At 75.0% G+C, this 12,100-nt stretch carries 9 protein-coding genes and 2 tRNA genes; all 11 read left to right on the top strand.

Annotated elements, in window-relative coordinates; all coding sequences use genetic code 11:
- The first annotated feature begins 9 nt into the window (after nucleotides 1-9).
- The 11 genes from ACIBFB_RS18190 (at nucleotide 10) to ACIBFB_RS18140 (ending at nucleotide 12,053) form a co-directional block, all read left to right on the top strand.
- The gene (locus ACIBFB_RS18190) at nucleotides 10-276 is read left to right on the top strand and encodes a hypothetical protein (protein WP_397231479.1); all 267 of its coding nucleotides are present in this window, start codon (nucleotides 10-12) and stop codon (nucleotides 274-276) included.
- A 126-nt stretch (nucleotides 277-402) separates the two neighbouring features.
- Nucleotides 403-885 carry a hypothetical protein gene (locus tag ACIBFB_RS18185; protein ID WP_397231477.1) on the top strand — a complete coding sequence of 161 codons (483 nt, stop codon included), beginning with the start codon at nucleotides 403-405 and terminating at the stop codon, nucleotides 883-885.
- 146 nt (nucleotides 886-1,031) lie between these two features.
- Nucleotides 1,032-2,072 carry a DUF2397 family protein gene (locus ACIBFB_RS18180; RefSeq protein ID WP_397231649.1) on the top strand — a complete coding sequence of 347 codons (1,041 nt, stop codon included), beginning with the start codon at nucleotides 1,032-1,034 and terminating at the stop codon, nucleotides 2,070-2,072.
- Between the two features lie 9 nt (nucleotides 2,073-2,081).
- Nucleotides 2,082-3,458 (top strand): TIGR02678 family protein, encoded by a 1,377-nt coding sequence (locus tag ACIBFB_RS18175; RefSeq protein WP_397231475.1) that lies wholly within the window; start codon nucleotides 2,082-2,084, stop codon nucleotides 3,456-3,458.
- The gene (locus ACIBFB_RS18170) at nucleotides 3,412-8,031 is read left to right on the top strand and encodes an SbcC/MukB-like Walker B domain-containing protein (RefSeq protein WP_397231473.1); all 4,620 of its coding nucleotides are present in this window, start codon (nucleotides 3,412-3,414) and stop codon (nucleotides 8,029-8,031) included. The genes ACIBFB_RS18175 and ACIBFB_RS18170 overlap by 47 nt, the downstream gene beginning before the upstream one ends.
- A gap of 93 nt (nucleotides 8,032-8,124) precedes the next feature.
- Nucleotides 8,125-10,230 (top strand): AAA family ATPase, encoded by a 2,106-nt coding sequence (locus ACIBFB_RS18165; RefSeq protein ID WP_397231471.1) that lies wholly within the window; start codon nucleotides 8,125-8,127, stop codon nucleotides 10,228-10,230.
- Between the two features lie 262 nt (nucleotides 10,231-10,492).
- A tRNA-Thr gene (locus ACIBFB_RS18160) sits at nucleotides 10,493-10,568 on the top strand.
- A gap of 98 nt (nucleotides 10,569-10,666) precedes the next feature.
- A tRNA-Met gene (locus tag ACIBFB_RS18155) sits at nucleotides 10,667-10,742 on the top strand.
- A gap of 97 nt (nucleotides 10,743-10,839) precedes the next feature.
- A complete protein-coding gene (rpmG, locus tag ACIBFB_RS18150; protein ID WP_013156089.1) occupies nucleotides 10,840-11,004 on the top strand; it encodes a 50S ribosomal protein L33 in 165 nt (54 codons plus the stop codon).
- Nucleotides 11,005-11,155: 151 nt separating this feature from the next.
- Nucleotides 11,156-11,596 (top strand): MaoC family dehydratase N-terminal domain-containing protein, encoded by a 441-nt coding sequence (locus ACIBFB_RS18145; RefSeq protein WP_397231469.1) that lies wholly within the window; start codon nucleotides 11,156-11,158, stop codon nucleotides 11,594-11,596.
- Nucleotides 11,597-11,630: 34 nt separating this feature from the next.
- Nucleotides 11,631-12,053, top strand: coding sequence for a MaoC family dehydratase (locus ACIBFB_RS18140; protein ID WP_397231467.1), 423 nt, complete (start codon nucleotides 11,631-11,633; stop codon nucleotides 12,051-12,053).
- The last annotated feature ends 47 nt before the right edge of the window (nucleotides 12,054-12,100 follow it).

Below are 12,100 nucleotides of genomic sequence, written 5' to 3'. Positions count from 1 at the left end.
CACCAGGTCATGCTGCGAAAGCTCACCGCGACCGGCGCTCTCGTGGGGATCGCGTTCGGGGCGGCCCTGATGGCCGCCCCGGCCTCCGCGGACTCGCACGGCGGCGACCAGCAGTACAACCAGAACCTGCAGGTCGTTCCCGTGCAGCTGTGCAACACCAGCGCGGCTGTGGGCCTGGCGGCGGTCAACATCCCGGTTCTGTCTCCGCAGACCACGGGCGACTGCACCAACGGTCCCGAGAGCCTCAACCTGAGCCACGAGAACGACAGGTACTAGTCCTGGGTGGCGGGGCCTGACGGCCCCACAGTGACGGAAAAGAGCGGTTCGGAGGCCCCCCGGCGTGTGCTGGGGGGCCTTCCCGCTGTTCACGGGCATGATGGGGCGCACACGGAGGAGGTCGGAATGAAGCGTGTTCTCCTGAGCGGCGCGGTCGTGCTGCTGGTGACGGCCTGCGGAGAGCAGATCGCCACACCCAGGGAGCCCGAGGACGGCGGTCCGGACGAGGTGGTCTCGCCGAACACCGGTGGCCCCAACGGCGCTCCCTTCGTCTTCAACCGGTACGGCGACCCCGAGGGATTCGACGACCAGCGCCCGACCGACTACGTCGCCACCGAGTTCACCACGTTCGGCCGGATGAACTGGGAGGAGTGGTCCGCCGAGTCCGCGCGGGGCCACGGAGAGCTGTCCGGGACCTGGTGCTTCCAGCACGACTGCGCCGACGACCCCTACGAGGTGGACGTCGAACTCGCCGACCCGCGTGAGGTCGGCGGCACCGAGTACTTCACGACCTACACGGTCAGCGACCCGGCCGGGGACATGCCCGCCGAGGCCCGCCAGGCGATGGAGGAGGCGGACGGGGGCCGTCTGGACCTGCCGTCGGAGTAGGGCCTACCAGGAATCCTCCCAATCTTCCGAAAAAGTACATAATCCCTGCTCAGAACGGGTGATGGGGGTGGCCCACACGGGCCATGCGGGGCCGATCCGGGCGTGGCGTGTCCGTGAGGTCTCTACTCTGCTGAGTTGTGGGACTCATGGAGCGGCCGGACGACCGCGCGGACGACGGACAGGGCCTCGGCGACCCGCCGGTGCCACGGCACGGCCGCGCCGCCCTGCTGCGTCTGGCCTCGTGGTTCGAGGACGCCGACCCGGACCGCGCCGAGGCGCTGGCCACCGCCGCCTACGGCCTGCACTCCGACCTGCGTCTGGCGGGCCGCGCCGACGACGGCGTCGCCGCCACCACCAGCTGGTGGCACGCCGACCCGGACCGGAGCGCCGTCACCGAACGCCCCGGCACCCGCCCGCCCGAGCCGGTCCGCGACCACCGCGAGCAGCGGGCCCGGCTGCGCGACGCCGCCGAATCCTCCGCGCACTGGCGCCGCGCAGGGGCCTCCCAGATCCGCGCGCTGCTCGCCGAGCCGACCGGGCGCCGTGCCCGACTGGACCTGTCCGGGCCCGGCATGGAGGTCCTCATGGAGCTGCTCACCGCGGCCCTCGGCTCCGGTGACGCCAGCCGGCGCCCCACCTCCGCCGGGGACCTGGAGTTCGCCCTCCGGCTGCACGTGTTCTCCGAGCCCGGCGCCGAGGTCACGGTCCTGGGGGAGGGCGGTGAACTCACCCTCGAGGGGCTCCGGCTGTGCGTGACCCCCTACGACCAGCACGTCCTCGAACTCCCGGCCGCCCCGGAAGCGGCTCCGCCGCCCGCCGCGCCTCTGACGGAGCCGGGGCCCTCGGCCGCCCCCGAGCCCCCGGGCGCCGAGGAGCCCTCCGAACCCCTCGGGCCGCTCGCTCCCCCGACGACACCCGGCTCACCCCTCTCCGAGCCCCCCGTCCCCCCACCGGTCACGGACGTCCTCGCCGGACCGGAGGACCCACCCGCCGCGTCGGCGGCTGACGCCGTCACCGGCCCCATCCCCGTCGTCACGTCCGACACCGCCGAAGCTCCGGCCGACGGCGGCCACCGCGACCGCACCGGGGCGAGTCCGGACACCCCTCCCCCCGACGGGACGCCCGACCCCGACACCGAGACCACCGGACCGATCGACCTGTCCGCGCACCGGCGCGAGGCCCTGTAGACGGGGGTGATGGAGACGGACACCCACAGCGAGGACGCCGCCCTCCTCGGCGAGCGCCAGGCGGCCGCCCGGGCCCTCATGGCGCGCCCGCTGATCAGCGCGCGCACCCACCCGGCCGAGTTCGCGCTCGTGAGCTCCCACGCCGAATGGCTCGTGCAGCGCTTCCAACGCGTGCTCGGCTACCGGCTGACCGTCGCCGACGACCACGCCCGGCTCGCCAAACGCGGCCTCGTCGCGGAGGTCACCCGTCCGCACACCAGGAACACCGGCACCCGCTTCACCCCGCGCGTCCACACGTATGTCGCGCTGTCCCTGGCCGTCCTGCTGGAGGAGACCGAGACCGTCTCCGTCCGCACCCTGGCCGCCCGGGTCAGATCCGCCGCGCGCGAGGCCGGTGTCGACGCCGACCCCGCCCTGGGACTGGGCGAGCGCCGCGCCTTCTGCGCCGCCCTGACCCGTCTGGTCGACCTCGGCGCCCTCACCGAGGTGCACGGAACCCTCGCCGACCACCGCGACGACGCCACCGCCGACCCCCGACTGCGCCCCGCGACCCAGGTCATCCGCTCCGTCGCCGCCCACCCGCCCCGCGCGGGCGACACCCCTGACACCTACCTCGCCGAGGCCGCCGACACCGACCCCTCCGGCGACCACGCGGGCGAGATCGGCCTGCGCCGCCTCCTCGCCGAGACCGCCGTCGTCTACCGCGAGGACCTCCCCGACCGCCAGCGCGACCGCCTCGCCGCCCACCAGTGGCGCGCGGCCGCCGCGCTCGGCAACCTCCTCGGCGCCGACACCGAGGTCCGCGCCGAGGGCGTGGCACTCGTCTTCCCCGACGAGACCGCCCCCCGCCCCGCCTTCCCCTCCGACGATCCCGTCGGCCAGGTCGCCCTGACCCTGGTCCGACACCTCTCCGGCCGCCTGCACCCCGGTCGCCCCGCCACCTCCGTCCCCGTCCCCGACACCGAACTGGACCGCGCGCTCGACGTCCTGTGCGCCCAGGGGACCCCGGAGCGGGCCGAGTGGGCCCGCACGGCCGGACCCGAGGTCCCCGACCCGGACCGGCTCCGCTCACGGGTGCTCGCCCTGCTGGCCGACCTCGGTCTCCTCCGCGGCGGACCCGGGCACCGGCGGCTCACCGCCGCGGCCGCCCGCTACGGAGCCGACACGGACGAGCGTGTCCCCCTGATCCAGGACAATGACGACTACAGCCGGACACACCCCGACGAAACGAGTGGCGGCGACCACCACGCGCCCGGGGCCCCCGCCGACCCCCACGGTGATCTGAGCCGCGTGGCGTCCGTGCTGCTCGCGGTGGCGAACGAGAAGGTGAGCGCGACCAGTGGTGACCCAGGAGACGAGCCCGACCCCCGCGACGGGTCCGACTGACCCGGCCGGCGCCCCCCGCTACCGCCTCGAACGGGCGGGCATCCGCAACGTCTGGCAGTACGACGACCAGGTCCTCGACTTCGCCGAGGGGCGCCTCCTGCTGCGCGGCCGCAACGGCGCGGGCAAGTCCAAGGCCCTGGAGATGCTGCTGCCGTTCCTCCTGGACGGCGACGTCCGCCGCCTGGACACCACCGGCACCAACCGCACCAGCCTGCGCTGGCTGATGTCCGAGGGGTCCCGGCCGGCCCGGACCCCCGACTCCGAGGAGACCGGCCCCGACCTGCTGGGCGGAACGGACCCGGCCGACGAGGCCGAGCCCGCCGAGGACACCGGCCCCGCCACCCGCCTGGGCTACCTGTGGGTCGAGTTCACCACCGACCGCGGCGACCGCGGCCTGGACGCCGCGGCCCGCGGCGGCACGGCCTCCGCCCTGCTCGCCGCCGCCCTCCCCGCAGAGGGCACCGGCGCCGCCGACCCGGACGCCCCGCCGCGCCACCTCACGCTCGGAGCGGCCGTCCTGGCCGCCGGCGACGCCGACCCGCGCTGCGTGTTCTTCGTCACCGACCGCCGCGTCGGCCACGACCTGGAGCTGGTCACCGACGACCGCCCCAAGCCCGTCGACCGCCTGCGCTCCGAACTCGGCGCCGACCACTGCTTCACCAGCCCGGTCGCCTACCGCGCCCGCGTCATGAACGCCCTCTTCGGCATCGACGACTCCGTCCGCTACCGCAACCTCGTCCACCTGCTCTACCGGCTGCGCAGGCCGACCATCGGCGACCGCCTCGAAGCCGGGGAACTCGTCAGCGTGCTGTCCGAGGCCCTCCCGCCCATGGACGACTCCGTCCTCGACGAGGTCGCCCGCAACATCGCCGACCTCGAACAGGCCCGCGTGGAGAAGGACGCCCTGAGCCGGGCGGGCGCGGGGGTCGCCGACTTCCTCGCCGACTACCGGGGCTACCTCGTGCACGCCCTGCGCGCACGCGCCGCCGCCGTCCGCGAGCAGCTCGACGCCTGCGCGTCCCGCACCGCCGAGGCCGACCGCCTGCGCGTCGAACTCGACGAGCTGGTCACCGCCGAGGGCCGCGTGTCCGAGGAACGCGACCAGGCCCGCCGCACCCGCGACACCGCCGACGCCGACGACGGCACCCTCGCCTCCGCCCAGGGCGGCGCCGCGACCGCCACCGAGAACGAACGCCGCGCCTACGACGCCGCCGTCGGCGCCTACATCCGCGCCGCCGAGGCCGCCTGGGTCGCCGCCGAGCACGCCGAACGCACCGAGAACCACGCCGTCGAACGCCTCGCCGAGGACACCGGCGCCATCGAACGCGCCCTCGACATCCTCCGCCAGACCCACGCCGAGGCCACCCGCGCCGCCGTCGCCGCCGGGATCGACCCCGCCGCCCTCGGCGCCGTCCCCGACACCTCCCCCCGGGTCCACGCCCCCCGCGAGAGCGCCACCCGCGTCGACCTCCACGGCCTCGAACAGGCCGTCGAACGCCCACCCGTGGAGGGCATCGACCTCGACGCCCTGCGCGAGCGCCTCGGCCGCCTCCACGACCGGCTCACCTCCGCCGCCGACCTGGCCGACCTCCGCTCCGACGCCGCCACCGTCCTCACCGGGTTCACCAGCGACGAGGCCGCCACCGACCGCCGACTGGTCGCCCTCACCAGCGAGGCCGAGAGCGCCGAGGCCCACCTCGAACGCGCCCGCGACCGCGAGCTCGGCGCCATCGACGGCCTGCGCGGGGAGAGCGCCGCCTACGCCGAGGGCGTCCGGGCCTGGACCGCCCGCCTGCGCGACTCCAGCCACGCCCACGCCCTGGGCGACGCCATCCACGAGCTGGAGGGCAGCGTCGAACTGCCGATCAGCGAGGAGCTGCGCGTCCTGCCCCCCGACGTGCCCGCCACCGTCGCCCGCCTGGCCCACGCGGCCGTCGACCCCCTCCTGGAGGAACTGCGCGCCCGCCGCGACGTGGCCGTCGGCGAGGAGGGCCAGCTCTCCGACGAGCTCCACGAACTCGCCGACCAGCGGGCCCGGGGCGCCGACCCCGCCCCCGCGCGCCCGGCCTGGGCCACCCACCCGCGCCCCGACGGCGAGGGCGTCCCCTTCCACCTCGCCGTCGACTTCGCCGAGGCGCTCACCCACGACGAACGCGCCGGGCTGGAGGCCGCCCTCGAGGCCAGCGGCCTGCTCGCCGGGTGGATCAGCGCCGACGGCGCCCTCCACGACCCCGCCACGCGCGACCTCGTGCTCAGCCCCGCGCGCCCGGCGAAGGGCCGCACCCTCCTCGACGTCCTCGTACCCGTCGCCTCCCCCGACACCGGTGTCAGCCACGACGCCGTGCGCGTCCTGCTCTCCTCCATCGCGCTGCGCCGCGAGGGCCGGGGCCTCGCCGAGGACTCCGAACCCAAGCACCGCCGCGACACCGCGGTGGCCACGGTCAGCTCGGTGTCCCTCGACGGCGGCTGGCGGCTCGGCGTCGTGTCCGGACGCCACCGCAAGGGCGAGCCCGAGTTCATCGGCGAGGCGGCGCGCAAGCGCGCCCGTGACCGCCTGCTGGCCAACACCGACCGGCGCAGGGCCATGGCCGAGGCCCTCCTCTCCGAGGCCGGGGAGCGCCGGTGGGCGGTCGAGAACTCCTACGCGGAACTCCTGGAGGTCTCCCGCGGGCTCCCCGACCCCGCGCCGCTCGTCCGCGCCTGGGCCACCCTGGACGTCGCCCGCGCGGACGTCGCCACCGCCCGCCGCGCGCACGACGTCGCCCAGGCGGCAGCCGAGGAGGCCAGGGCCGAACTCCTCGACATCCGCGCGCGCCTCCGGGAGGCCGCCGCCTCCGCCCACGAGCCGCCCCACGGGACGGGGAGGGCCGCTCGGCCGACGCCGTGGGCGCAGTACCCCCTGCCGACCGTCCGCGCCGAACTCGACAGCGCCCTGCGCGCCCTGGACCACCTGCGCGTCCTGGTCGCCGCCGCACTGCGCGACCTCGACGTCCTCGCCTGGGACCTGGCCGACCACGAAGGCCACGTCGCCGCCTGGAACCGCACCCGCTCCGACCGGGTCCTCGCCGAGGACGCCCGCGCCGCCGCCATCGACGACATGATCACCGTGCGCCGCCAGATCGAGCTGGGGGACCGGGCCCGCGGCGTGTCCGACGAACAGCTCGACGCCGCCCGCGAGCAGGTCCAGGCCCGCGCGGAGGAGGCCGCCCGCCGCCTCCCCGAGCTCGAACGCGCCGCCCAGCGCGCCCGCGACGGGCGCGTCAGCGCCGAAGCGCGCCTCGCCGCCGCCACCCGGGAACGCGCCGAGCAGGTCCGCCTGGCCCTCGTCGGCGGTGCGGCCCTCGTGTCCGCCGTCACCACCGCCTCCGGCGCCTCCGGAGACGTCCCCGACGCGGTCCTGCTCGCCGCCGCCGGTCTCGACGCCTGCGCCGCCGCCGACGCGCCGCTCGCCCGGTACCTCGCGGCGAGCGCCCAGAGCGAGGGCGGCGACGCCGCCGACGCGACCCGCGACGCCCCGGCCTCCCCGCCGGGCCCCGACACGCGCCTCGTCCTGCTGGAGTCGTTCGTCGGTCAACTGGAGGAGGGCCTCGCCGAGCACGACGACGTCCCCGAGGTCGACGACAGCGCGATCCTCGGCAGCCGCGAGGAGCTGCGCGGCCTGCTCGCCTCGGTCGGCTGGTCCCAGACCCGCACCGAACTCAGCGAACCGCGCGGACTCAAGCGCCTGACCGTCCACGACGAGGACGGCGTCCACGACGTCACCGCCTACGCCGAGCGGGTCACGGCCGCCGCCGCCCGCGCCGAGGAGACCGTCGCCATCGCCGAGGAGGAGGCCTTCGAACGCCACCTGCTCGGCGAGCTCGCCGCCCACCTGGCCCGCCAGATCGACGAGGCGCGCGGCCTCATCGCCACCATGAACGGCGTCCTCAAGGACGTGACGACCTCCGCCGGGCTCGGAGTGCGCCTGGACTGGGACCTGGCACCCGACGCCGGAGCCGACATCGAGGCCGTCGTCCCGCTCCTGGCCACGCCCGCGGAGCGGCGCACCCGGGTCCAGACCACCCGGCTGCGCGACGCCCTGCGGCGCTGCATCGAGGCGATCCGCCGGCTCGACCCCACCGCGACCGGCGGCGCGCAGCTCCGCGCGGCCCTCGACTACCGGTCCTGGTTCGCCTTCACCGTCTACGTCACCGACGGCAGCGGGCACGAGCGCAGGCTCGGCCACCGCACCGCGCTCAGCCAGGGCGAGCAGCGGGTCGTGGCCTACCTGGTCCTGTTCGCCGCCGCGGCCGCCCAGTTCGACGCCCTCGCCGCGCACGCCCCCTGGGCGCCGAGGCTCATCCTGCTCGACGACGCCTTCGCCAAGGTCGACGAGCCCACCCACGGACGCCTGCTCGGTCTGCTCGTCGAGCTCGACCTCGACTTCGTGCTCACCTCCGAACGGGTGTGGGGCTGCTTCGCCAGCGTCCCGAGCCTCAACATCTACGAGTGCCTGCGCGACCCCAACGTCCCGGGGATCGCCACACTGCACTTCACCTGGGACGGGAGCAGGCGCAGGCTGGTGGGGGTCTAGCGGCCGGGTCTTCGGCCGCAGACCGGGGGGAACTTCGAGTCGTACTTTCCTCTCTGTCCTAGTCTGCTGGTGCAGGTTCGACGACGGAGCGGGGTGGCGCAGGTGACTCGGGGACCCGGGGCGTTCGACGACGCAAGGCAGCACGGTGCCCCACCGCCCGCCGAGGACCCCGTCACGGAGGGGCTGCTGGACGAGCTGGCGCGGTCGGGGCTGCCCGCCGGGGTCCGCGCCTGGGTCACCGCCGCGCTGTGGGGCGACGAGGCCCTGACGGCCCTGCTCAACGGCGAGCGCATCCCCGACGCCGCCCCGGGCGCCCCGCCCGGCGGGGACCGGGCCGGGGGGCCGGTCCGCCGCGCCTACCTCACCGGCATCCGCGTCCAGGGCTTCCGCGGCATCGGCAGGCCAGCCGAGCTCGCCTTCCCGCCCGGCCCCGGCCTCACGGTCATCGTGGGCCGCAACGGCTCGGGCAAGTCCAGCTTCGCCGAGGCCGCGGAGGCGGCCCTGACCGGCCGCAACCCCCGCTGGGACGCCATGCCGACCGGGTGGCGCGACGGATGGCGCAACCTCCACTACGACGAGCGCACCGAGGCCACCGTCGACCTGCAGATCGCGGGTGACGCGAACCCGACCCGGGTCAACCGGCGCTGGACGGGGGAGAGCGTGCGTTCGGCGCGCGGCGAGGTCGTCCACCCCGACGGCACGACCTCCCCCCTGCGCACCCTCGCCTGGGGCGAGCACCTCGTCCGCTACCGGCCCTTCCTGTCCTACGACGAACTCGGCCGCACCGTGTCCGGCCGCGCCGCCGAGCTCTACGACACCCTCACCGCCCTCCTCGGACTCACCGGCCTGGCCGAGGCCGAACGGCGGCTCGCCCGGACGTGCGACGCCCTGGCCAAGCGCCGCGACCGGCCCTCGCGCGAGATCCGGTTCCTCCTGGAGGCCCTCCAGAGCTCCGGGGATCCCCGGGCCGCCCGCGCGCACCAGCTCCTGACCGCGTCCCACCTGGACCTGGAGGCGCTGCGCGCGATCGCCGCGGACGACGGTCCCAGCGACCCCGCCCTGCACGTGGTCCTGCGCCGCCTGCGCCGCCTCGCCGTCCCCGAGCGCGTCGTCATCAGCGACGTCGTCAACGAGCTGCGCGGCGCCGCCATGGAGCTGGCCATGGCCGCGGGCTCCAAGGGCGACCACGCGCACGGCGTCGTCCGCCTCCTCGAACAGGCCCTGGAACACCATCAACGCCACCCCACGGACACCACCTGCCCCACCTGTTCCGCTCCGGGGGCGCTGGGCGCGGACTGGGCCCGCCGGGCCAACGCCCAACTCCGGGCGCTGCGCTCCCAGGCCGCGAGCGCCTCGGCCGCCTACGAGCGCGCCGACGCCGCCCGCGACCAGGCGCGCTTCCTCCTCGCCCCGGCGCCCTCGTGGCTGCCGCCGGAGAGCGAGCTGGGACAGGTGTGGACCCTGTGGGAGTCCGGTGCGGACCTCACCGACCTCGGAGAGTTGGCCGAGCACATCGAGACGGTCGGGCGCAAGCTCCGCGCCGCCGCCGTCAGCGCCCGCCGGGACGCCACCGAACGCCTGGAGGACCCGACCGGGGGCTGGGCGGTCCTGGCCGAACAGCTCTCCGGCTGGCTGGACGACGCCCAGGACGCGATCACGGCCCGGGACACCCTGGGCCCCGCCGAGGCGGCGTTGAACTGGCTCTCCGAACAGGCGCGGGAGCTGCGCTCGGAGCAGCTGGGGCCGGTGGCGAGCCAGGCCGAGCAGGTGTGGTTCCGGCTGCGGCAGGAGCGCCGCATCGACCTCCAGGGCATGCGCCTCATCGGCCGCGGCGCCCGGCGCCGGGTCGAGGTGGACGTGGCCGTGGACGGCGTGACGGACCAGACCAGCGCCCCCGGCCTGCTCAGCCAGGGCGAGTTCCAGGCGCTGGCACTGTCCATCTGCCTGCCGCGCGCCCTGGTGGAGGGCAACCCGTTCGGCTTCCTCGTGCTGGACGACCCGGTCCAGGCGATGGACACCGAGACCGTCGAGGGCCTGGCCTCCGTCCTGTCGGAGGTGGGCCGCCACCGGCAGCTCATCGTGTTCACGCACGACACGCGCCTGTCGGACGCCCTGCGCAGGCTCGGCCTGCCCGCCGCCATCCGCACGATCAACCGCGACGCCATGTCCAACGTGTGGGTGACCGAGGGCGACGGATGAGGCCGGTGCGGCGCTCCCGGGGGAGCGGCGTGGATCACAGGGGCGCGTTTCCCGCGCCCGTCCGCGGCCGTCGCGACGGCCACGGGACCCGCGCTGTCCTGGGCGTTCCCTCCCCGCACGAGTACGGTGCGGGGTCCGTCCCGGGGCCGGTCCGGAGCCGGTCGGTATTCGATTTGGCAGACCACCCCCGAAGACCTGTATAGTCATGACCAGCGCAAGGGGGCGACGCCCCCGGGGCGGACGGAAGAAAGCCCCGCAGCGCGCCCCTTTAGCTCAGTCGGCAGAGCGTCTCCATGGTAAGGAGAAGGTCTACGGTTCGATTCCGTAAAGGGGCTCCACCACTTGAAGCGGTCCGGTCCACTCAGGTGGGTGGCCGGTGGAGCGACTGCCGGCCTGGAACCGGGAACGGCCATTGGTGGCCGTCCCCACCGATCGGGGCGGAGTAGCTCAGTCGGTAGAGCAAGCGGCTCATAATCGCTGTGTCGTCGGTTCAAGTCCGGCCTCCGCTACCAACCCGCTGACCCCTGAGGCCTTCTCAGGGGTCGTCGCGGGCCCTTTGCAGTGTTCACTGCATGCCAGTACCGTCTCCAGCGAGAAAGGCACTCCGAAGTGGCTGCCACAGACGTGAGGCCGAAGATCACCCTGGCCTGCCAGGAGTGCAATCACCGGAACTACATCACGCGAAAGAACCGTCGGAACACCCCCGACCGTCTCGCGATCAAGAAGTTCTGCCCGAACTGCCGCAAGCACAACGAGCACCGCGAGACCCGCTGAGTCCCGCCGCGTGCCGTCGCCCGCCCGCGGGGGCGTGCGAGCGGTGGCTCCGTTCGACTTAGACTTCCAGCCCGGCGAGCGAACCGCTCGCCGGGCTGTTCGCGTGTCCGGGACCGGCCCCGGGCCGGAGGACCAGGAGAGGGAGACGACCGTGGCGATCAACGCCGAGTACGTCGGCCGGGAGTACCCGGCTCCGGAGCCCTACGAGGTGACCCGCGGCAAGATCCGCGAGTTCGCCGAGGCGATCAACGACCCCAACCCGGTGTACGTCGACCCCGAGGCGGCCAAGGCCGCGGGGTACCCCGACGTGATCGCGCCGCCCACGTTCCCCGTCATCCTGGGCATGGCCGGGTCCGCGATCGCCGTCGCCGACCCCGAACTGGGGGTGGACTTCTCGCGCGTCGTGCACGGCGACCAGAGCTTCCGCTACAGCCGCCCCGTCCGGGCCGGCGACGTCCTGACCGCCGTCACCCGGATCACGGACGTCAAGACCCTCGGCGGCAACGGCATGCTGACCCTGGAGACCGTGGCCGAGGCCGACGGCGAGCACGTCGTCACGGCGGGCATGATGCTCGTCGTCCGCGGCGAGTGACCCTTCCGACCAGCAGAACGTGAGGAACGCGACCGTGAGCCTGCGCCACGCCGACGTCGAGGTCGGCGCCGACATCCCCGAGCGGACCTTCCGCGTCCGCCGCCTGGACCTGGTCCGCTACGCGGGCGCCTCGGGGGACTTCAACCCCATCCACTGGAACGAGCGCTTCGCGAAGTCCGTCGGTCTGCCCGACGTGATCGCGCACGGCATGTTCACCATGGCCGAGGCGGGCCGTCTGCTCACCGACTGGACGGGGGACCCGGGCTGCGTCGTCGACTACTCGGTGCGCTTCTCCGCGCCCGTGGTGGTCCCCGACGACGAGGAGGGCGCCGAGATCACCGTCGGCGGGAAGGTCAGGACCAAGAACGACGACGGCACCGTCAACGTGCTCCTGACCGCGCGGTCCGGCGGCGCCAAGGTCCTGGCCAAGTCCACCGCCGTCGTGCGCCTGGCCTGACCGCCGGGCCCGCGCCGCTCCCCGCGACGGCGGCGCGGCGGCAGTAC

Origin of the sequence: Nocardiopsis sp. NPDC050513 (genome assembly GCF_044457925.1) — a bacterium.
Lineage (GTDB): Bacteria > Actinomycetota > Actinomycetes > Streptosporangiales > Streptosporangiaceae > Nocardiopsis.
The sequence above is the reverse complement of the archived record's forward strand: the minus strand, read 5'-3'. Positions and strand labels throughout refer to the sequence as shown.